We start from the raw sequence: 20,091 nt of genomic DNA, 5'->3' as shown, positions 1-20,091 counted from the left end.
TCAGGCCGCCGCGCTGCCGAAGCCCGTGACGCCGCCGGTCACCACCGTGGTCTCCTCACCGTCCGGCCAGCGGAGGCGGACCCCCGGCTCGCTCGTGACCTCCCCGCACTCGCGGGTGGTCGCCGCGGGGGAGGCCATCCGGCTCGCCCCGGCATCGTCCGCGGTGAGCATCGCGAATCCGGGGAAGCAGCCGAGCCAGTCCGCCGTCGCCGCGAGCCGCGGGATCGGGACGTCGGCGACGTCGAGGACGGCGCCGCCACCGGACGCCTCGGCGAGCATCCCGGCGGTGCCGACGATCCCGGCCATGCTGACGTCCTTCGCGGCCGCGGGTCGCGCGCGGCCGACGGTCGCGGCGAGGTCGCGCAGGGCGGCACGGTCCCGCCCCTCGGTGCTGTTCCACTGGGCGCCGGTGTGCCCGGTCCGCCACCCGCCGGACAGGTCCGCCGTCAGCGAGATCCGCTGGCCCGGCCGCGCGCCGCCGCCGGGCACCGGGTGCTCGGTCCGGCCGAGCGCCGTGACCGACAGCGCGGCGGGGACGCCGACCTGCGTGTGGCCGCCGATGATCGGGACGCCCCAGGCGTCGGAGGCGCGGCGCAGCCCCGCCACGACCCGCGCGACGAACGAGGTGTCGCGTCCGGCGACGGCGTCGAGGAGCGCCGTGGGTGCAGCACCCATCGCGGTCAGGTCGTTGACGTTGACGAGGACGCCGCACCACCCGGCCCACTCGGGGTCCCGCTCGACCATCGACGGCAGGATCGCGTCGCACGCGGCGATCACGTCGGTGCCCGCGAGCGGTGCGCCGTCGTCGCCGACCCAGCCCGCGCCTCCCGGCCGGTCACCGGCGAACAGCGCCGCCAGGTGCGCCTTCGTCGCGTCGACGAGGCGCTGGTAGCGGTCGACGGGCCAGCGCATGCGCAGGTGCGGGACGCCGCCGAGCACCTCGCGGCCCGTGGGCTGCCAGCCGATGCGGGTGAAGAGCGCCGCTGCGCGCTCCTGCACGAGGGCGTCGAACCGCAGCGCACCGCGCTGCTCGACCAGTGCGCACGCAGCGCGGACGAGCGCCGAGCCGACCCCGGCCGCGTTCCGCGCCGCGGGACCGACGACGAGCCGACTGCCGGTCCACCAGCCGATCTCACGGACCGTGGCCGGGGCGACGCGGACGCCGCCGAGCACCGCGCCGCTGCCGTCCGTCGCGCGGGCGACGAGGACGACCGTGCGGTGGTCCTGGTCGAGGTGGTCCACGTCCGTCCGGTCGAACAGGCCCTGGTCGTCGACGAACGCGTCGTGCCGGAGCCGCCGGTACGCGGCGACCTCGACGGCGTCGGCGATCCCGACGACGAAGGGTGCGGGTGCGACCGACGCGGTGGGCGCCGGACCCATGAGCGCGGGGACCTCCATCGACGGCACGTCAGGCCCCCGTCGTGCTGAGGACGGAGCACGCGCCGCAGGCGGCGCAGCCGGCGGCCTGGTCGGCGCCGTGCATGCCAGCGGCGAGCAGCAGCGCGGAGACCCGGCGGGTGACGTCGTGCATCACGTCGCGGGACGGCGTGGTCGCCCCGTCGACGTCGACGGCGAGCGTGCCGCGGATCGGACGGAACGGGACGACGAACGGGTAGACGCCCATCTCGACGAGCTCGCCGGCCGACGCGACGAGCTCGTCCGGGTCCTCGCCCATGCCGACGATCAGGTAGGTCGAGACCTGGTTCCACCCGAAGACCCGGACGGCTTCGCGCCATGCGGCCCGGTACTCGTCGAGCGGCACGCGCGCCTTGCCGGGCGTCCAGCGGCGTCGCACGTCGTCGTCCATCGACTCGACGTGGATGCCGATGCTGCGGGCACCCGCCTCGTACAGGTCCGTGATGGTGCGGAGGTCGGCCGGGGGCTCGCACTGGACCTGGATGCCGAGCTCCGGGACGCGCTCCTTGATCGCGCGGACGCAGCGGGCGAGGTGCGTCGCGCCCCGGTCGCGCCCCTTCGAGGTGCCGGTCGTCATCACCATCTGCTCGACGCCGTCGAGCCGGACCGCTGCCTCGGCGACCTCCGCGAGCATCGCCGGGGTCTTCACCGCGATGGTGTTCCCGGCACGGAGGCTCTCCTCGATGGAGCAGAACCGACAGCGCTCGGCCTCGTCGTACCGCATGCAGGTCTGCACGACGGTGGTGGCGAGGACCTTGGCGCCGTGCAGCCGGGCGACCTGCTCGTAGCGCACGCCGTCCGCGGTCACGAGGTCGTAGAAGCGGGGGCGGGCGACGGGGTCGACGCTCAGCCCGAGGTCGGCACCGTCGAGCATGAGCTTCCCGCCCGACACGGTGTACGGGCTCGTGGCGTTCACCGGCAGTGCCGCCTGCAGTCCCTCGAACAGCACGTGGCCGTCGTCCGACGGACCGGCTCCGCCCTCGCGGTGCACCGGTGCGGCGACTCGCACACCGAGGAGGGACACCGCCACCCGGTGCCCGACGCGGTCGGTGCCGTTGTTGGTGATCGTCACGGCGTCACACCATGTAGGTGCTGTTGATGATCGCGCCCTTGCGGGCGTAGTGGATGACGGCGTCCTGCACGTCGAGCGGGTGGCAGGGGGTGACACCGGCGATGAGGTCCTCCTCGCGGTTGCCGTGCAGGGCGAGGCCGAAGCGGCAGCAGAAGACCGTCCCGCCCTCGGCGATGAAGGTCTCGAGGGCGTTGTTGATGTTGTTCTCGCCCGGGAACCCGTCGGCGCCGGTCGTCGGGAACCCGCGGTTCGCGATGCAGTTCATGGCACCGGGTCCGTAGAAGTACAGGACGCTGGTGAAGCCCTTGCGGAGCGCACGCGTCGCCTGGAGCACCGCGACGAACGACACCGACGACTCGTGTGCGATGCCGTGCACGAGCTGGAAGTAGTACTGGTCCTTCGTCGCCTCGTAGTCGGGGAAGACCTTGGTGGAGCCGTAGATGTTGCTGCCCTTCGGCAGTGACGGGTGCGCGATCTCGTTGCGCGACTTCTCGGCGTTCTCCGCGACGATCGCGTCGTAGTCCGGGGTGTCGGTGGCTGCATCGGTCATCGAGTGCTCCTTGCTCTGCGTCGGGAGGCGGCGAGGAGACTGCTCCGCGCCGGTGGTCCCAGTGTTCGGGCGCGCGGTTTCGGAGTGGTTTCACCTGGAACAACGCTGCGTTTCGTCCGTGACGATTGCGTTTCCGGGGCGGACGGTCAGCCCAGGCGGTAGGCCGACGGGGAGCGCTGACGGACGTGGTCGAGCGATCGTCGGGCGCGGGCGATCGTCGCGGCGACGTCGAACTCCGCGACCGCCATGCCGCCCTTCGCCCACGTCTTGGCGACGATCTCGCCGCCGGGGTCGACGATCTTCGCCTGCCCCAGGAACCGGAGGTCGCCGAGCACCCCGGTCTGGTTCGAGGACACCAGGACGACCTGGTTCTCCGCCGCACGGGCGCAGTCGTACAGGTCGAACAGGTGCGCCTGCCGGTCGGAACGGATCCGGTCGGAGCGGTCGGTGACGCTGGCCGGCCAGGCGCTCAGGCAGGCCAGGACCTCGGCGCCGTCGAGGGCCAGCGTGCGGGCCGCCTCCGGGAAGGTCTTGTCGAAGTCGATGAGCATGCCGACGCGACCGACGGGGGTGTCGAAGGCGCGGAACTCGTCGCCCGGCCGGTAGGCCTCGGACTCGCCGAGCGGCAGGTGCACCTTCCGGTGCGTGCCGAGCACCCCGTCGCCGGTGAGGCAGACCGCGGTGTTGTACCGCACGGGCTCGCCCCCGACGTCGCCGCGTTCGGAGATGCCGAAGCAGATCGTCATGTCTCCGGCCATCTCCTGGACGGCACGGACCTCGGCGCCGTCGAGGTCGATCGCGCCGGGGATCCCGTCCTCGGTCGCGGCCGGGTGGTGGAGGTCGAGCAGGTAGCCGCCGATGGTCGCGTCGGGCAGGACGAGCAGGTCCACGCCGCGCTCCCGGGCCTGTTCGACGATGCCGGGCAGCTTGGTGAGCGTGCGCTGCACGTCGCGGCCGAAGTGCGCGGCCACCGCTGCCATCCTCACGGTCGTCACACGGTCAGCGTAGGGCGAGGTGTCCGTTCCGGCGCCGGCGACCGCCGATCAGCGCGTCGGCGCGGGCACCGCGGGGCGCACCCTCGCGGTGACGACCCCGGCGACGTGCTCCGCGTCGCGTGCGACCGCGTGGAAGCGGCCCGATCCCCAGGTGTGCATCCACGGCAGGCCGATGAACTGGAATCCAGGGACCTCGGTGACGCCGCGGTCGTGCACCGGCATCGACTCGGCGTCGAGGACGCCCAGGTCCCCGAGCCACGACCAGTCGGCCCGGAACCCGATCGCCCACACGACCGTGCCGATCGCGTCCAGCGGCAGGGCCGGCGGAGCACCGGGTGCGGTGTCGTCCGGCCGCCACACCGGCACGTACCGGGGCTCCTGCGGCACGTCGAGCCCGACACGGTCGATGTACCGGTCGATGTCGTCCTTGATCGACTCGGCCACGGAGTCGGCGTGGTCGAGGTCCGCGGCGAGGCCGCCGCCGAACGTCACGCCGCCGTCCGCGATGCCGGTCGCGCGTCCGTGCAGGTGCATCCCCTGGAGGGCGAAGGCGCGGAGGTCGACGTCGCGGCCACCACCACGGCCGGTGACGTAGTGGTTCGTCGACTCCCGCTTGGCGAGCCCCCGCGTGGCGACCGGGACGTCGTACACGCCCATCTCCGCGAGCCAGGTCATGCAGTCGCGTCCGCGGTAGGAGCGAGCGACACGGGGGGCGCGACCGAGCGCCAGGTGGACCTCGCGGCCCTCGAGCAGCAGGTCCTCGGCGATCTGCGTGCCGGACTGCCCCGTCCCCACCACGAGCACCGCCCCGTCGGGCAGCGACCGGGCGTTGCGGTACTCGTGCGAGTGCACCTGGTGCACCCGCGCGGGCAGCTCGTCCGCCCACGTCGGGACGACGGGCCGGTGGTAGCCGCCGGTGGCGGAGGTCACCGTGTCGGCCGTGACGGTCCCCGCGGAGGTCCGCACCGTGAACCCGCCGCCGGCCCGCCGCTCGACCCGCTCGACCGCGATGCCCTCGGCCACGGGGGCGTCGAAGGTGTCGGCGTACCGACGGACCCAGGCGTACGTCTCGTCGCGCGTCATGAAGCCGTCGGGGTCGGAGCCGTCGTACGGGTACCCCGGCAGGCGGCAGTGCCAGTTGGGTGTGACCAGGGTGAACGCGTCCCAGCGGCCGTCACGCCACTCGTGCGCCACGGTGTCGCGCTCGATCACGACGTGGTGGACCCCGGAGGCCACGAGCCCGTGGCTCACCGCGAGGCCGGCCTGTCCGCCCCCGACGACGACGGCCTCGAAGTGGTCGCCGTCGCGGAGCGTGACGGCGATCACGCGGGCGCTCCGTCGAGCGGCGGTTCCATCCGGAGCACCACGACCTCGCCGTCGTCCACGCCCCGCGCGGCGTCGGCGATCTCCTGCCGGGTGTGGGCGGCGGACGTGCAGGCGAACCCGAACCGGGCACGGACCCGCTCGCTCGCGATGTCGAGCGCCCGGTCCGCGCGGTCGACGAACTCCGCCACCGGGTAGGTGCCGCCGACCTCGAGGTGGTCGTGGACGACGAGACTGGGGGAGTAGTAGGAGGCCTCCGAGCCGTCCGGCCACCGGACGGCGAAGTGCATCTCAGGCACGGGCGAGCTCCCGCCACCCGTTGACCGAGGCCGACTCCGACTCGGCGACCGGGCCGTAGAGGTCGGGGCGGCGATCGCGCAGGTGGAACATGCCGCCGCGCATCGCCCGGAAGGTCCCCTCGACGTCGATCTCCGCGACCGCGAGTCCGGCGTCGAGGAGGGTGTTCGCGAGCACGTTCCCGCCGGGGTCCACCACCTTCGCGTTCCCGACGTAGCGGAGGGATCCGAAGGTGCCCGACTGGTTCGACGCCATCCAGAACACCTGGTTGTCGAGCGCCCGTGCGACGTCGAAGGTGTTGTGCCGGTACGTCCACCGGTCGTCCTGCAGGTCCTCTGCGGTGGCGGTGCGTGCCGCGGGCCAGGCGGAGAGGCTGACGATGACCTCCGCGCCGTCCAGGGCGAGCATCCGAGCGGCCTCCGGGAAGGCCTTGTCGTAGCAGATCTGCAGACCGACCCGGGCGAGCGGGGTGTCGAACGCGGCGTAGGAGTCGCCGGCCGCGTACGACATGTGCTCCCCGAGCGGCTGGTGCACCTTCCGGTAGGAGCCGTAGACCCGGCCGCCGTCGAGGCATGCTGCCGCGTTGTAGCGCGTCACGCCGTCGTCGTCGAGCTCGCAGAAGCCGATGGCGACGAGGGTGTCGCCGGCGAGCTCCTGGATGCGCCGGATCTCCGGCCCGTCCAGACGGATCGCCGGGGGCAGCGAACGCTTCGTCGTCGCGACGGTGTCCCCGTGGTTGCCGAGCGACGACAGGTACCCGCCGATGGCCGCCTCGGGGAAGGCGACGAACTGCACGCCCTGCGCCCGGGCGTCCTGCAGCGTCTGCTCGATGAGTGCGAAGTTCTGGTCGAGGTCCCGGGTGAAGTTCGCCGAGACCGACGCGACCGTGATGGGTGGCATGGTGCTCCTGCAGGTCGGTCGACGACACCCGGACCACGCGGAGGTCGGCGGTCTCGTCTGGTCGGACGCGTCCGACGACTGTCGGGCGGTGCGGGGAGAAGCGTTGCAACCAGTCTGCGGAGCGGGTGTTTCCGGATGGTTTCGAGCGGAATGAGAGTCTGTTACCGGGAACCGCGCTGATCGTCACCGGGTCCGCGTGCAACGGATCGCGCGTCCCCGTCCGCGTGTCTACCGTCGAGGCCACGCCGGCGCGCGCCGGCCGCACACCGAAGTGCTCCCCGGACCGCGGCGGTCCCGGAGCAGCTGTCTCGAGAGGGATACCGACGATGACGATGACGGAACCACCACGACCCACCCACCGCCCGCTCCCGACCCGCGTCGTCACGGCGTCGGCCGGTGGCTCGGACCCCGATCGGATCCTCGTGTTCGGCGATGCGGTCCTCGCGCCGGGGGAAGCGCTCCACGACGCCGCCCGCCTGGTGGCGGACGCGGTGGCCGCACGGTCCGGTCGGGGTGCCGACGTCACCGCGGTGCCCTGGTCGAGCTGGTCCGAGCAGACGCTGCTCTCGGCCGTGAGCGGGCTGCAGGTCGCCAACCACGACGTGGTGGTGGTCTGCCTCTCCGGCAGCGTCGTCCACAGTCGCACGACCACCACGGCCGTCGTCGGAGCCGCCGAGGAGGCCCTCGTCCTGGTCGACCAGCTCCGGCCACGGCTGGCGCCGAACGCCGAGGTCGTGGTCGCCCTGGCCCTCACGGAGGACCAGGGTGCCCTCTCGGCGGCGCTGCAGCGGGCCCGGCCGGACCTGGTCGTCCTCGACCTCGACCCCGACGCGCTCACGTCGGTCCCGCCGCTGTTCCTGGAGGTGACGCACCTGCTCCTCGAGCAGCAGCGTGCCCGAGCCGGGAGCCCCCAGTGGCGCCGTTCGACGCCGCAGCCGTTCGAGCACCGCTACGAGGCGATCCGCCGCCTGGGGATCGTGGATGCCCCGGCTGATGCTGCACTGGACCGGATGGTGCAGCGGATGACCGAGCTCTTCCACACGAGGGGCGCCGCGATCACGTTCCTGCCGGAGGGGCGCCAGTGGTCCGCTGCGAGCCTGTGGATCCCGCGGGGGAACGGCGCCCTGCAGGACTCCTTCTGCCGGTCGACGGTGTTGGGGTCCGGGCCGATGGTCATCGGGGACGCCTGGGACCCGGACCGTCCGCAGGTGGCACGTCGGGGGCGGATCCGCTTCTACGCCGGCCATCCGCTCGAGGACATGGACGGGACCCGGGTCGGCGCGGTCTGCGTGTTCGACCCCGAGCCGCGGCGCGAGGACACCGTGGAGCGCGACCTGTTGCGGGACTTCGCCGTCCTCGCCCGGGACACCCTGTACCGCTGGGCGTGACGGACTCAGTCCTCCGGTTCGTCCGTCACGACGACCTTCCCGATCACGCGTCCGCCCTCGACGAGCCGGTGCGCCTCGCGCAGGGTCTCGGCGGTGATCGGCCGCAGGACGGTCGTCGCGGTCCCGCGGATGCGTCCGGCGTCGACGAGGTCCGCGATCCGGTCGAGGATGCGGTGCTGCTCCGCCAGGTCGGCGGCGCCGTGCAGGGATCGGGCGAACATGAACTCCCAGTGCCAGGTGAGCGCCTTGGACTTGAGCGCGACGACGTCGACCTGCTCGGGGTCGTCGATCGCGACGACCTGCCCGAAGGTGCGGAGGACGCGCTCGTACACGGGGAGCTGCCCGGTCGAGTTCGTCGTCAGGATCCACTCGATGCCGTCCGGAGCGAGCTCGAGGACCTGCGCGGCGAGGTCACCGTGGTGGTCGACGACGTCGTGGGCGCCGAGGTCACGCACCCACGCCTCGCTCTCCGGACGTGACGCCGTGGCGATGACGCGCACCCCGGGCAGCAGGGCGCGGACGAGCTGGATCGCGATCGACCCGACACCGCCCGCACCGCCGACGACCAGCAGGGTGCCCGTGGCCTCCGGCGCGATCCGGAGCTTCTCGAACAGGCTCTCCCACGCGGTGATCCCGGTGAGCGGGAGCGCGGCGGCCTCGGTGTGGGACAGGGTCGACGGCTTCCGGCCGACGACGCGTTCGTCGACGAGCTGCAGCTCGGCGTTGCTGCCCGGTCGGTCGATCGCACCGGCGTACGAGACCTCGTCCCCCGGCGCGAAGAGCGTGACCGCCCCACCGACGGCGCGGACGGTGCCGGAGGCGTCGAAGCCGAGCACCCGCAGGCCGTCCTCCGGCTCGGCGCCGCCGCGGAGCTTCACGTCGACCGGGTTGACCGAGACCGCGCGGACCTCGACGAGCAGGTCGTGGGGCCCGGGCACCGGTCCGGGGATGGTCGTGGACACCAGGCTGTCGGTGCTGGTGACGGGCAGTGCGGCTGTCTGTGCGATCGCTCGGATCTCGTTCGTGCTGGTCACGCGACCACTGTGCACCCTGTCACGTGGTCACCCGCAAGGGGTCCTGGTCACCCTCGGGTGACCGAGGAAGCCCCGGTCGGGAGCCGTACCCGGCGGGGACCGGACGGCTCGCCCGGCACCGGGTCGACGGGTACAGTGCCGGGGTGAGCACGTCGACGAGCGATGTCCCCGGCACCGAGCACGTGCTCGACTCCCGCGACCGCGACCGCGACCGCGACCGCGACCGCGACCGCGACCGGGACGACGTCTACGCCGCAGCCTGCCCGTGCCGGTCGATGCTCGACCTGCTCGCGAACAAGTGGACGGCGCTCGCCATCGGCGTCCTCGAGGGCGGCCCGCATCGGTTCGGTGAACTCCGTCGCCGGTTGCAGGGCGTCAGTCCGAAGGTGCTCTCCGCGTCGCTGAAGCGGCTGGAGGGTGCCGGGCTCGTCAGCCGGACGGTGTTCGCCGAGGTGCCGCCACGGGTCGAGTACGCGTTGACGCCGCTCGGCCGGGGAGCCGCGGTGCCCCTGGCGGGCCTGCGGGACTGGGTGGAAGCGAACGTGCCGCGACACTGAGGCCGGACCTGCGTCCTGCCGGACCTGCGTCCTGCCGGACCTGCGTCCTGCCGGACCTGCACCCTGCCGGGCGGAGCGGCACGGTCAGGGTGCGACCGACCCCGTCCGCGGCGCCCACCCGAGCTCCGGCCCCAGCCGCTCCGCGATGTCCGACACGATCTGGGCGTACTCGTCGGCCTCGAACGAGAACGGCAGCGCGAACGCCACCTCCGTCGCCACCTGGTACCCGGCGTCGGCGCGCAGGCGGTCGGCGATCTCGGCCGAGGTCCCGACGAGGTCCGCGGCGAACAGCAGCCCGGCCGGCCCCTGGGGGACGCCGACCCGCTCCGACCGCGCCGCGACGTACGCCCGGTACCGCGCCTCCTGCTCCGCCGTCGCGGTGTCCGTCGGGATGACCACGAGGCCCTGCGAGATCCGGGCACGCCCGCGGTCCGGGTGTGCGTCGAGGTAGGCCTCGACCTGCGCACGCTGGTTCGTCGCGAAGTCGTTGCCCGCCTCGGCGCGCGTGACGCTCGAGGTGAGCAGGTGGAACCCGTGCTCCGCCGCCCAGACGGCGGAGCGCGTGCTGCCGGTGCCGTACCAGATGCGATCGGCGAGCCCGGGGCTCTGCGGTTGGACGGTCGTCGCGAACTCCTCGATCCCGCGGCGCTGGACGCCGTCCGTCACCGGGTCGCCGCGCACGAGGTCGCGGAAGCGCAGGAGCCGTTCGTTGCCGAGGTCCTCGTGCTCGGCGGTGTCCGGGTGGATCGCGTCGCGGTACAGGTCGTAGTGCATGGGGGTCCCGACCGAGAACCCCGGCTGCAGACGTCCACCGAGCAGGACGTCGACGGTGCCGAGGTCCTCGGCGAGCCGGAACGGGTTCTCGGCGCCGATCGGGGTGACGGCGGTCCCGAGCGCGATCCGGGAGGTCCGCTGCGACGCGGCCGCCATGACCGCGACGGGGGAGGAGATGCCGTGCTGCAGGTGTCGGTGCCGCAGCCACGCGCTGTCGTAGCCGAGCGACTCGGCCCGCTCGATCACGCGGAGGGTCTCCTCGTGGCCGGCGGCGGGGTCGGCCGGGTCGAAGGACCCGAGGGTCAGGAAGCCGAGGCGTTCGAGCGGTCGTCCGTCGGAGGGCATGCCCCGATCGTCCCAGACGGACGCCCCGGCGGCACGGGGATCACCGGGGGCGGGCGGTCCCGACGCCGGACGCGGCGGTCGGCTGGTGCTCCCGGAACCAGCGCAGCAGCTCGCGCAGCTCGGGCAGGTTCGGGCCGACGCGGTGGTCGTCCGGGATGAAGTCGATGTCGTCGAAGGTGGTGCGGTGCCCGGGGACCTCGGCGCGCTGCAGCGTGTCCTCGGCGGCGTAGCCCATCGTCCACTCGGGGAACTGCCGCGTGGGCACGTCCTCCTCGAGCAGCACGGTGACGTGCTCGTGGCGGGGGTCCTCCGCGATGAACGCCATCTTCTCGCGGACCGCGGTCGCCGGGCCCTCGAGCAACTGCAGGAACCGGTGGTCCTTGAACAGGAGCAGACCCGTGACCCCCGCGACGGCGTTCGCCCGGCGGGAGTGCGCGAGGAGCTCGTCGAGGTCGTCGAGCCCGAAGCCGACGACCGCGCGGCTCGCGTAGACGAGGGACAGCAGGGGCTGCTGCGGCTGTTCCGGGGTGACGGGGTGCACGCTCCCACTCAACCCGTGCTCGCCGGGAAGCCGCCCGGGACCGGGCCGGACCGGACCCGGACCGCGGCTGGCGAGCAGCGACGTCCCCCGGCTTCCTGTGACCCTCGGCAGGTGCGGCTCTACGGTGGAGCGATGCGTGAGGAACTCGAGGCAGCCCTGCTGGTGCACAGCACGTCGCCGCTGCCCGAGGGCGTGGACCGTGCGAGCGTGTGCGACCCGGAGCTCCCGAGTGCGGAGATCGTCGGCTGGGCCACGCTGGTCGCCGCCGGCGTCCCGCTGTCGGCATCCGAGCAGCAGCGGCTCGCGGACACCGCGGCGGACGCCTTCGCGCTGATCGCGCTGCTCCCCGTGACGGTCCGCCCGTACTTCGCCCGACTCGGCCTCATCGCGACGCTCGCGTCCGCGCTGGCCGTCGCCACCCCCGCCGCTCACTGACCCCTCCGGCGCAGCGGGACCCCGTGCCGGACGGGAGGCGCGTGGCGGCGCCGCCACGCGCCTCCCGTCCGTCACGTGTCGGCGTCAGCCCTGTTCGCGCGCCCCGCGGTCCGGTGCGTCCGGCGCGGTGCGCCGCCGGCCCTGGAGCAGGTCGGCGGACCGGATGATGCGGAGCGACGTGACGAGCACGACCCCGCCGAGCACGTTGAACAGCAGCGTGTAGCCGAACCACCCGAGCCACTGCCCGTAGGTGATCGACGACCCCGCCTGGATCGCGCCGAACACGAGCAGCGAGTCGAGGATCGAGTGGAAGAGCTGCAGCCCGGCGAGCAGGAAACCGCCGACCACGGCCGCGACGAGCTTCGCGGGGTCGGAGTCGGTGCCCTGCTGCATGCGGGTCATCAGGGTGATCGTGCTGCCGCCGAGGACCGCGAGCACGACGGCCTGGAGCCCGAAGGGCGTGTCGACGTAGTGCCGTGCCGACTCCTCGAGCACCGTGTGCCACTGCGGGAACGCCTGCACGACGAGCCACATCACCACCCAGCCGCCGGCGAGGTTGCTGAGCAGGGTCCCGAGCCAGAGCCGCAGGAGCTGACCGACGGTGCCCTCGCGGGCGATGAGCGCCACGATCGGCATGAGGAAGTTCTCGGTGAAGAGCTCGCTGTGCGCCAGGTGCAGGGCGATCAGCCCCACGCTGAAGGCCAGTCCCGCGAGCAGGTGGCTGTCGGTCTCGTGCAGCACGGCGAGGTAGCCCATCACCCCGAGCCCGATCTCGAGGCCCCCGGCGAACCCGGTCGCCAGGACCACGCGCGTCGTCCGCTGCAGTCGTTCGGCACCCTCGTCGACCACGGCGTCGAAGGACTCCTCGATCTCGTCCTCGACGGGTGCGTCGCCCTCGCCGACCTCGCGGCGTCGATCATCGGTCACCGGTCCGACCGTAGCCCCCTCGGCCCTGCGGACGTCGGCGACGGGGCGCGTCCCGACCTCAGCGCACCCGCACCGAGGTCGTCCCGATGCCGACGTTGCCGTGCCCGTCGAGGGCGTAGACGGCGATCTTCCACGCACCCGGGGTCGTGGGTGCGGTGATCCGGAGGGAGCCGTCCACGGCGCGTGTGACCGGCGTCTCCCGCTGGGCTCCGTTGCCGTCGATGTACCGGCTCGACGTGTACGCGCGCCAGGTGAGCGCGTCGCCGTCGGGGTCCGAGACCGGGGCGGTGACGGTCACCGTCGCGCCGGGGGCGACGCCGGTCGACGGGCTCGCGGTGGTGGTGCCGACGACGGGCGGCCGGTTGCCGGCGACGGTGCCGCGGTACGCCTGCTGCACCGCGTACCAGGACGGCCGCTTGAGCCCGTCGGTGCGGAGGTTCAGCCAGACGCCCGGCTCGTCGTTCTCGACGCCGTAGTGGAACATCGTCGCGCCGAGGGCGACGCCGGTTGCCGCGGTGACGGCACGCCACGCGTCCGTGTAGGCCTGCGCGGTGGCGGTCTCGTCCGGCTGGCGGGGCACGCCGTTCGCGTCGCTCGGGACCTCCCACGAGCCGGCCGGGCCGGTCTCGGTGACCAGGTAGGGCTTCGTGTAGCGGCCGTCGCGCCACTTCTGCTGGACCCAGCCGATGCCGCCGTAGGAGTTCACGGCGTAGAGGTCGAGGCTCGGCGTGTACCGCTGGTAGTAGTCCCACGCGCCGGTCCAGGCGTCCGTCGATGTCACCGGGTGGCCCGGGTCGGCGCGGTGGATCGCCTGCACGACCTGCTCGACGTACTTCGCGTACGCGATGCGCTGGGCCTCGCCCTGGCCGAGCATGACCTCGTTGCCGACGTCCCACATCAGCAGCCCGCCGTGGTCGCGGTACGACGTCACCGTCCTCGTGATGCTCGCGAGCGTGTCGGCCTTGTACTCCGTGTCCCCGACGTAGTCCGCCCCCTGGTCGAGCCAGAGCCCGGCGACGACCCGGATGCCGCGTGCCCGCGCGGCGTCGAACAGCTGCGCGGAGGACGCGTCGGTGCCCCAGGTCCGCACGGTGTTGACGCCCAAGCTCGCGATGTCGTCCATGTAGTCCGCCGCCTGGGCGTTCGGCGGGCCGTACGTCACGCCCTTCACGAGCCACGGCTTCCCGTCGACCGTGAGCTGCCACGCCCCCTGGGTGCCGGTGACCCGCACGCCGGTCGTCGGGGTCGTCGGGGTCGGGGTCGGGGTGGGCGTCGGCGTCGCGCTCGGCGGGGTCGTCGGGGTCGGGCTCGGTGTGGCGGCGGGCACGGTGCCGTAGACCTGGAACTCCCAGAGCGAGTACCCGTGCTGGGTGCCGCGCTGCACGCCGAGCATCCGCACGTAGCGGCCGCTGCCGGACAGGTCCGTCGTGACGACCCCGCCCTTGCCCGAGCGGGTGCTCGACACCGTGCGCCAGGTCTTCGCGTCCGCCGACACCTGGATGTCGTAGGCCTTCGCGTAGGCGACCTCCCACCGGAGCACCACGCGCGAGATCGTCGCCGTCCGACCGAGGTCGACGCGGAGCCACTGCGCGTCGCTCCGGGCGCTCGCCCAGCGGGTGCTCGTGCTGCCGTCGACGGCCTTGCCCGGAGCCCTGCCGGTCGCGTCGCTCGACGACGCCACGGCCGGTCGGCCCTGCGACAGCAGCGTCGGGGCGGCGCTCGCCGCCGGACCCCTGGTCGCCACGAGCAGTGCGGCGAGCAGGACGACGGCGAGCACCGCGGCGGCGACCCGGACGGTCGTGCCGGCGGTCCTGCCGAGGGTGGTGGTGACGGCGCGCATCGGGCCCCTTCCGATCGTGTCGAGCGCAACGGTACGGACACCGTTCCGCGGCGGTCAACGGGGCGCCGACGCCCCAGTCCGAGGGGCCGGCCGGGGTCGAGCCGTCCCGCGACGTCCGGGCTGCGTGCGAGGATCGGTCGGTGCAGCCCGAAGGAACCCCCGTCGCCGTCGTCATCGCCGCGATGACCGAGGAGCTCTCCGCCGTCGCCGACCTGCTCGGCGGCGTCGTCATCGACGACGGACCCGTGGGCGGCCACGACGAGCACCACCTGCTCGACGTCGACGGGTCGCTCGTCGCCCTCCGCCGGAGCGGCATCGGCTTCACCAACGCGACCGCGGCGGTCGCGCACTGCTTCCACGACTTCGGGACCGTCCCGGTGCTGAGCGTCGGCACGGCCGGCGGTCTCGAGCGCGGCATCGAGATCGGCGACGTCGTGGTGGGCGACCACTACGTCAACATCAACGCGGACGCCACCGCGTTCGGCTACGCCCTCGGCCAGGTGCCGGGCATGCCGCCCCGCTACGACCCGGACGCCGGGATGCTGGCGCGTGCCGCCGCGGCCGACACGCCGTACCGCGTGCGCGTCGCGTCGATCGGGTCGAGCGAGGTCTTCGTGACCGACGCGCGTGCCCGCGACCTGCGCGTGACGTTCCCGACGATCGCGGCGGTCGACATGGAGTCGGCGGCGATCGCGCAGTTCGCGCACGTCCACCGCATGCCGTTCCTGTCGATCCGGGGGATCAGCGACCTCTGCGCCCCGGACGGCGACGAGTTCCGCGAGCACCTCGACGACGCGTCGGCGCGCGCCGCGCGCGTCGCGCACGACGTGCTGCTGGACCTGGCGGTCTGACCGGCTCCGCGCTTCATGACCGGCACCGACGGCGGACGGGAGGCGCGGTGCGCGTCCGCACCGTGCCTCCCGTCCGCCGTCCGCTCGCCCTGCCCGGTCTGGTCGGGTCAGCGGATCAGCGGGCCAGCGGGTCAGCAGGTTCGCGGGTCAGCGCCGGCGTCGGCTGCTCAGCAGCCCGCCGAACACCAGCGCCGCCGCGATGACGAACACGATCAGCTGGACCGGTTGGAAGCCGTCGAGGTCCATGGAGTGCTCCTTCCCTGCGCGCGGGCGCCCACGCGTCCCGCGTCGGACCGTACGGTAGGTCGCCGTTCCTGTACGCGTCGAGGGGCCGGGGTACGACCCCTGCACAGCAGCCGGTCCCCGCACCCGTGTCACCCGTTGGGCGTCCGCTGCGAGCCGCAGGGCCGCGGCGGTGCGATGATGATCCGCGGCCGTCGCCCGGACGGCCCTGCACGGAAGAGACGAGCGTGACCGAGACCCGCTCCCAGACACCGACGACCGACGGTGTCGACGCGCCCTCGCACGGCCCCGCGAAGGGTGTCGCCGCCCTGGCGCTCGCCGCCCTCGGCGTGGTGTTCGGCGACATCGGCACCAGCCCGCTCTACGCCCTGCGCACGGTGTTCACCATCGACGGCGGCCTCGTCAAGGCGAACCAGGAGGACGTGTACGGCGTCATCTCCATCATGTTCTGGAGCGTCACGATCGTCGTGTCGATCAAGTACGTGCTCGTGCTCATGCGCGCCGACAACGACGGCGAGGGCGGGGTCATGGCACTCGCCGCGCTCGCACGGCGGCTCTACGCCAAGCGTCGCGGGGGAGCGACGGTCTTCCTCGTGATCGGCATCATCGGCGTCTCGCTCTTCTACGGCGACTCCGTGATCACCCCGGCGGTGTCGGTGCTCTCCGCGGTCGAGGGCCTGTCCACCGCCGCCCCCTCCGTCGAGCACCTCATCGTGCCGATCGCCGCGGTCATCCTCGTGCTGCTGTTCGTCGTGCAGAAGTTCGGCACCGGCAAGGTGGGCAACCTCTTCGGGCCCGTCATGCTGCTGTGGTTCGTCGTCATCGCCGCTGCGGGCGTGCCGCACATCGTCGCGCACCCCGGCGTGCTGCAGGGCCTGTCGCCGACCTGGGCGATCGCGTTCCTCGTCGCGCACCCGTACATCACGTTCGTGGCGATGGGCGCGGTCGTGCTCGTCATCACGGGTGCCGAGGCCCTCTACGCCGACATGGGCCACTTCGGCCGGCCGGCGATCCTGCGGGCCTGGTTCTTCGTCGTCTTCCCCGCGCTCGTGCTCAACTACCTCGGGCAGGCGTCGCTCGTGCTCGAGGACCCGGCGGCCGCGAAGGACCCGTTCTTCCTGCTCTTCCCGGACGCCCTGCAGATCCCGGTGGTCGTGCTCGCGACGATGGCGACGGTCATCGCCAGCCAGGCCGTCATCTCGGGGGCGTTCTCGCTGACCCGCCAGGCGATCCAGCTCGGGCTCCTGCCGCCGCTGACGATCCGGCAGACCTCGCGCGACGAGGGCGGCCAGATCTACCTGCCGGCCGTCAACCTGCTGCTGTTCATCGGCGTGATGGCGATCATGCTCGCGTTCCGGTCGTCCGCCAGCCTGGCGACCGCGTACGGGGTGTCCGTGACCGGTGCGCTCGTCGTCGACACGCTCCTGCTGCTCCTCGTGGTCAAGCCGCTCTGGCACTGGGCGACGTGGAAGCTCGTGCTCGCCGCGGTCGTGTTCGGCGGCCTCGAGCTGACGTTCCTCGCCGGCAACCTGTCGAAGATCCTGCACGGAGGGTGGGTGCCGCTGCTCATCGCGCTCGCCGTCATCACGCTCATGACGACGTGGCGCCGCGGTCGCCAGCTCGTGCAGGACGAACGCAAGGAGCGCGAGGGGTCCCTCGCCGACTTCATCGACCGGATCAACACGAAGCACGTCCCGCGGGTGCAGGGGATCGCGGTGTTCCCGCACCCGAACAAGGAGACCACCCCGCTGGCGCTGCGGGCCAACGTGGAGCACAACCACGTGGTGCACCGCACGGTCCTCATCGTGTCGGTCCTGACGGCGAACGTGCCGCACGTGCCGCACTCCCGGGCGTTCTTCCGCGACGACCTCGGCTACGAGGACGACGGCATCGACCACATCACCGTGAAGTTCGGCTTCTCGGACGACCAGGACCTGCCGCGGGCCCTGCACGCCGCGTGCCTGGCCGAGGTGCTCGACATCGACCCGGACGACATGGCGAAGGCGTCGTACTTCATCTCGCGCGGGGCACTCCGGCCGCAGCCCGGCAACGGCGGCATGGCCCGGTGGCGCAAGAAGCTCTTCGTCGGTCTCGCCCACAACGCCGCCGATCCGGCGGCCCGCTTCGGGCTGCCGGCGCAGCGCACCGTGACGATGGGCAGCGACGTCGAGATCTGACGCCGGACACCACCGCGGTGCCGGACCTGGGCACGGTCCAGGACCACGGCGTACCGTCCGACTGGTCGTTCCGCCGTACGGGCTCCCGCGGCACCGAGCGGAAGCCGCAGCGATGATGCACCAGCACAACCTCACCTGGCGTCAGGACACCGAGACCTCGTGGTCGGCGGTGGCCGGTGACCGGGTCGTGGCACGCATCTCGCTCGAGCGGCAGTACGAGCTCACCTCGGCCGACGGCGCGGTCCGCGGGTCGCACAGTGCCCTCGGCAGCGCGCAGGCGCAGCTCGAGGCCTGGTACCAGTGGGAGTCGTCGGTCGACGGTCACTGACCCACAGGGCACCCGCTCCGGTCGGCGTCGCCGAGGCGCAGCGGTCAGTGCGCGGACGAGCCCCGCAGGCGTCCGATGCCGAGCACGATCCCGACGACGACCATCCCGAGGGCGAGTCCGACCACGGCGGACACGGCGGTGTCCACGATCCAGGTGACCACGGGCCCGGCGGCCTCGACCGCGTGCTCGACGACGTGCAGCAGGTCGTACGGGCCGGACCAGAACGTCTCCGCGAGGTTCGCGATGACGAGGTGCCCACCGACCCAGAGCATCGCGACGGTGCCGACGACGCTGATCACGCGGAACACCGTCGGCATCGCGTCCACCAGTCGGGTGCCGGCGCGTCGGGTCCGGGCAGACGGGCTCGCCGTCATCCGGACACCGATGTCGTCGATCTTCACGAGGAGCGCGACGGCGCCGTAGACCAGGACCGTCATGCCGAGGCCGATGACGGCGAGCGCGCCGAGGGTCGGCCAGAACCCGAGGTCCGGGTCGAGGCTCGCGAGCCCGATGAGCATGATCTCGGTGCTGAGGATCAGGTCGGTCCGGATCGCCCCGAACACGAGTCCCTTCTCGGCGACGGTCTCGGGGCCGGCGGACCCGTGGTGCACGCCGAACCACTCGGTCACCTTCTCGGCGCCCTCGAAGCACAGGTAGGTCCCGCCGACCAGGAGCAGCCAGGGCAGCACCCCCGGCGCGAACGCGGACAGCAGCAGCGCCAGCGGGATGATGATGACGAACTTGTTGAACAGGCTGCCGAGCGCGATGCGCCCGACCACCGGGAGTTCGCGTGCGGGCTCGAGCCCCTGGACGTACTGCGGTGTGACGGCGGCGTCGTCGATGACGACCCCGGCGGTCTTCGCACTGGCCTTGAGGGCCGCGGAGAGGATGTCGTCCACCACGGCGAGCAACCCGACTGACATGTCGCTCACCCTACTGGAGGGCTGCACGTCCTCTCAGCGACGGTGGCGCAGACCGCTGTGACCCCAGACGGGGGCACGCGGCGCGATCCGCGCACGGTTCCACTGACGGACGCCGTCGCGGAGCCGACACGGCAGGACGGACCCGAGCACCACCACCCACACCGCCGACGTCACCCACCGTCGGCGATCGCAGGCAGGAGCGCACATGAAGACCTCGATCGTCGCCGCACTCACCGTCGCCGTGCTCGCAGCGGGCACGGTCGCCGACACCACGGCTCCCGCCCCGGCGTCCGCGGCACCGCCGGCGAACGCGTACACGACGACGGCGCCGAAGGGCAACGTCGTCTCGAACGGGCGGACGTGGAAGCAGACCTACCGCCAGGACTTCGACACGGCGGCACCGACGGGCACGGTCGCGAAGCGGTACCCGGGCATGGGCCTGTACGACGGCTTCGCCGACACGAGCGGGCAGGGCCGGTACACGCCGTCGAAGGTGCTCAGCGTGTCGAACAGTGCGCTCGACTTCTACCTGAAGTCGGACGCCGGACGACCCATGGCCGCAGCCGTGATGCCGGACGGCTACAAGCCCCACACGACCGGTCGCGTGTCGATCCGGTACAAGACCACGAACACGCCGGGCTACAAGTTCGTCGTGATGCTCTGGCCCAACAGCGACAACTGGAACGAGGGCGAGATCGACTGGCCCGAGGCCACGCTGGGTGCCAAGCCCCGACCGGCGTCCGCGGTACCCGGCAGCATGTCCGCCCGCGGGATGGTGTTCCAGCCCGAGCGTGAGACGTTCGCCCCCACCGACACCGCGCTCTACCACGTCGCGACCACGGAGTGGGACCGGACCGCCGTCCGCTTCTACTGGGACGGCAAGCTCGTCGCCTCGACCACGAAGGCCGTGCCGACGAAGCCCATGCGGGTGACCCTGCAGGCCGAGACCGACACCGGCTCGCGGACCCCCGCCAAGGCGAGTGGGCACGTCAAGGTCGACTGGGTCACGATCTACGACTGACGGACGGACTGACGGACGGGAGGCGCGGGGGGGGGGGGGGGGGCGGCCCCCCCCCCCCCCCCCCCCCCCCCCCCCCCCGGGGGGGGCACGAGACTCGCGGTGTGCGACGGTCCTCGTGCGTACGAGCGTGCAGACCGTCGCCAGGCCCGAGACT

Annotated in this window: 20 protein-coding genes; 7 read left to right on the top strand and 13 right to left on the bottom strand. The window is 72.8% G+C overall.

What is annotated here, in order from left to right; translation table 11 throughout:
* The 7 genes from QUG92_RS16935 to QUG92_RS16905 form a co-directional block, all read right to left on the bottom strand.
* Window positions 1-1,398: an MSMEG_0567/sll0787 family protein gene (locus tag QUG92_RS16935; RefSeq protein WP_289460065.1), complete on the bottom strand. Its 1,398-nt coding sequence runs from the start codon at window positions 1,396-1,398 to the stop codon at window positions 1-3.
* 10 nt (window positions 1,399-1,408) lie between these two features.
* A complete protein-coding gene (locus tag QUG92_RS16930) occupies window positions 1,409-2,488 on the bottom strand; it encodes an MSMEG_0568 family radical SAM protein (RefSeq protein WP_220456172.1) in 1,080 nt (359 codons plus the stop codon).
* A 4-nt stretch (window positions 2,489-2,492) separates the two neighbouring features.
* Entirely contained in the window at window positions 2,493-3,038 is a 546-nt protein-coding gene (locus tag QUG92_RS16925) for an MSMEG_0572/Sll0783 family nitrogen starvation response protein (protein ID WP_289460064.1), read from the bottom strand.
* Between the two features lie 146 nt (window positions 3,039-3,184).
* Entirely contained in the window at window positions 3,185-4,033 is an 849-nt protein-coding gene (locus tag QUG92_RS16920) for a carbon-nitrogen hydrolase family protein (RefSeq protein ID WP_289460063.1), read from the bottom strand.
* 48 nt (window positions 4,034-4,081) lie between these two features.
* Window positions 4,082-5,359 (bottom strand): MSMEG_0569 family flavin-dependent oxidoreductase, encoded by a 1,278-nt coding sequence (locus tag QUG92_RS16915; protein WP_289460062.1) that lies wholly within the window; start codon window positions 5,357-5,359, stop codon window positions 4,082-4,084.
* Window positions 5,356-5,646 carry an MSMEG_0570 family nitrogen starvation response protein gene (locus QUG92_RS16910; RefSeq protein WP_259346037.1) on the bottom strand — a complete coding sequence of 97 codons (291 nt, stop codon included), beginning with the start codon at window positions 5,644-5,646 and terminating at the stop codon, window positions 5,356-5,358. The genes QUG92_RS16915 and QUG92_RS16910 overlap by 4 nt, the downstream gene beginning before the upstream one ends.
* 1 nt (window position 5,647) lies before the next feature.
* A complete protein-coding gene (locus QUG92_RS16905) occupies window positions 5,648-6,553 on the bottom strand; it encodes a carbon-nitrogen hydrolase family protein (RefSeq protein WP_182045530.1) in 906 nt (301 codons plus the stop codon).
* A 326-nt stretch (window positions 6,554-6,879) separates the two neighbouring features.
* On the opposite strand from QUG92_RS16905, the gene QUG92_RS16900 reads away from it, so the two are divergent.
* Entirely contained in the window at window positions 6,880-7,941 is a 1,062-nt protein-coding gene (locus tag QUG92_RS16900) for a GAF domain-containing protein (protein ID WP_182045529.1), read from the top strand.
* 5 nt (window positions 7,942-7,946) lie between these two features.
* Here QUG92_RS16900 and QUG92_RS16895 read toward each other — a convergent pair whose 3' ends face one another.
* Window positions 7,947-8,975, bottom strand: a complete 1,029-nt coding sequence (locus QUG92_RS16895) for a zinc-binding alcohol dehydrogenase family protein (RefSeq protein WP_289460061.1) — start codon at window positions 8,973-8,975, stop codon at window positions 7,947-7,949.
* Window positions 8,976-9,118: 143 nt separating this feature from the next.
* Here QUG92_RS16895 and QUG92_RS16890 point away from each other — a divergent pair, with 143 nt between their 5' ends.
* Window positions 9,119-9,532, top strand: coding sequence for a winged helix-turn-helix transcriptional regulator (locus QUG92_RS16890; protein WP_289460060.1), 414 nt, complete (start codon window positions 9,119-9,121; stop codon window positions 9,530-9,532).
* A gap of 84 nt (window positions 9,533-9,616) precedes the next feature.
* Here the strand turns inward: QUG92_RS16890 and QUG92_RS16885 are convergent, their stop codons facing one another.
* Window positions 9,617-10,651 (bottom strand): LLM class flavin-dependent oxidoreductase, encoded by a 1,035-nt coding sequence (locus tag QUG92_RS16885; protein ID WP_289460059.1) that lies wholly within the window; start codon window positions 10,649-10,651, stop codon window positions 9,617-9,619.
* 40 nt (window positions 10,652-10,691) lie between these two features.
* Window positions 10,692-11,192 carry a BLUF domain-containing protein gene (locus QUG92_RS16880; protein WP_289460058.1) on the bottom strand — a complete coding sequence of 167 codons (501 nt, stop codon included), beginning with the start codon at window positions 11,190-11,192 and terminating at the stop codon, window positions 10,692-10,694.
* Between the two features lie 132 nt (window positions 11,193-11,324).
* Here QUG92_RS16880 and QUG92_RS16875 point away from each other — a divergent pair, with 132 nt between their 5' ends.
* Window positions 11,325-11,627: a hypothetical protein gene (locus QUG92_RS16875; protein WP_182045526.1), complete on the top strand. Its 303-nt coding sequence runs from the start codon at window positions 11,325-11,327 to the stop codon at window positions 11,625-11,627.
* A gap of 84 nt (window positions 11,628-11,711) precedes the next feature.
* Here the strand turns inward: QUG92_RS16875 and QUG92_RS16870 are convergent, their stop codons facing one another.
* Both QUG92_RS16870 and QUG92_RS16865 read right to left on the bottom strand, forming a co-directional pair.
* On the bottom strand, window positions 11,712-12,554 hold the full coding sequence (locus tag QUG92_RS16870) for a formate/nitrite transporter family protein (protein ID WP_182045525.1): 843 nt from the start codon (window positions 12,552-12,554) through the stop codon (window positions 11,712-11,714).
* 58 nt (window positions 12,555-12,612) lie between these two features.
* Window positions 12,613-14,394 (bottom strand): galactose-binding domain-containing protein, encoded by a 1,782-nt coding sequence (locus QUG92_RS16865; RefSeq protein WP_289460057.1) that lies wholly within the window; start codon window positions 14,392-14,394, stop codon window positions 12,613-12,615.
* Between the two features lie 140 nt (window positions 14,395-14,534).
* Between QUG92_RS16865 and mtnN the strand changes: the two genes are divergently transcribed.
* From mtnN to QUG92_RS16850, 3 genes are all read left to right on the top strand, one after another.
* On the top strand, window positions 14,535-15,245 hold the full coding sequence (mtnN, locus tag QUG92_RS16860) for a 5'-methylthioadenosine/S-adenosylhomocysteine nucleosidase (protein WP_083263868.1): 711 nt from the start codon (window positions 14,535-14,537) through the stop codon (window positions 15,243-15,245).
* A 470-nt stretch (window positions 15,246-15,715) separates the two neighbouring features.
* On the top strand, window positions 15,716-17,665 hold the full coding sequence (locus QUG92_RS16855) for a potassium transporter Kup (protein WP_069712540.1): 1,950 nt from the start codon (window positions 15,716-15,718) through the stop codon (window positions 17,663-17,665).
* A gap of 112 nt (window positions 17,666-17,777) precedes the next feature.
* Window positions 17,778-17,993, top strand: coding sequence for a hypothetical protein (locus tag QUG92_RS16850; protein ID WP_182045523.1), 216 nt, complete (start codon window positions 17,778-17,780; stop codon window positions 17,991-17,993).
* Between the two features lie 44 nt (window positions 17,994-18,037).
* Here the strand turns inward: QUG92_RS16850 and QUG92_RS16845 are convergent, their stop codons facing one another.
* Complete coding sequence (locus tag QUG92_RS16845) at window positions 18,038-18,916, bottom strand: DUF808 domain-containing protein (protein WP_289460056.1); 879 nt, start codon at window positions 18,914-18,916, stop codon at window positions 18,038-18,040.
* Window positions 18,917-19,121: 205 nt separating this feature from the next.
* Between QUG92_RS16845 and QUG92_RS16840 the strand changes: the two genes are divergently transcribed.
* On the top strand, window positions 19,122-19,937 hold the full coding sequence (locus QUG92_RS16840; RefSeq protein ID WP_182045521.1) for a glycoside hydrolase family 16 protein: 816 nt from the start codon (window positions 19,122-19,124) through the stop codon (window positions 19,935-19,937).
* The last annotated feature ends 154 nt before the right edge of the window (window positions 19,938-20,091 follow it).

It is taken from the genome of Curtobacterium citri, from assembly GCF_030362955.1.
Classification (GTDB): Bacteria; Actinomycetota; Actinomycetes; order Actinomycetales; family Microbacteriaceae; genus Curtobacterium; species Curtobacterium citri.
This window is presented reverse-complemented; position numbering and strand designations above follow the sequence as displayed.

Coding starts and splice junctions, on each gene's coding strand:
- QUG92_RS16935 (WP_289460065.1), bottom strand. CDS start 1,398: ATGGAGGTCCCCGCGCTCATGGGTCCGGCGCCCACCGCGTCGGTCGCA.
- QUG92_RS16925 (WP_289460064.1), bottom strand. CDS start 3,038: ATGACCGATGCAGCCACCGACACCCCGGACTACGACGCGATCGTCGCG.
- QUG92_RS16910 (WP_259346037.1), bottom strand. CDS start 5,646: ATGCACTTCGCCGTCCGGTGGCCGGACGGCTCGGAGGCCTCCTACTAC.
- QUG92_RS16905 (WP_182045530.1), bottom strand. CDS start 6,553: ATGCCACCCATCACGGTCGCGTCGGTCTCGGCGAACTTCACCCGGGAC.
- QUG92_RS16900 (WP_182045529.1), top strand. CDS start 6,880: ATGACGATGACGGAACCACCACGACCCACCCACCGCCCGCTCCCGACC.
- QUG92_RS16885 (WP_289460059.1), bottom strand. CDS start 10,651: ATGCCCTCCGACGGACGACCGCTCGAACGCCTCGGCTTCCTGACCCTC.
- QUG92_RS16875 (WP_182045526.1), top strand. CDS start 11,325: ATGCGTGAGGAACTCGAGGCAGCCCTGCTGGTGCACAGCACGTCGCCG.
- QUG92_RS16865 (WP_289460057.1), bottom strand. CDS start 14,394: ATGCGCGCCGTCACCACCACCCTCGGCAGGACCGCCGGCACGACCGTC.
- QUG92_RS16850 (WP_182045523.1), top strand. CDS start 17,778: ATGATGCACCAGCACAACCTCACCTGGCGTCAGGACACCGAGACCTCG.
- QUG92_RS16845 (WP_289460056.1), bottom strand. CDS start 18,916: ATGTCAGTCGGGTTGCTCGCCGTGGTGGACGACATCCTCTCCGCGGCC.
- QUG92_RS16840 (WP_182045521.1), top strand. CDS start 19,122: ATGAAGACCTCGATCGTCGCCGCACTCACCGTCGCCGTGCTCGCAGCG.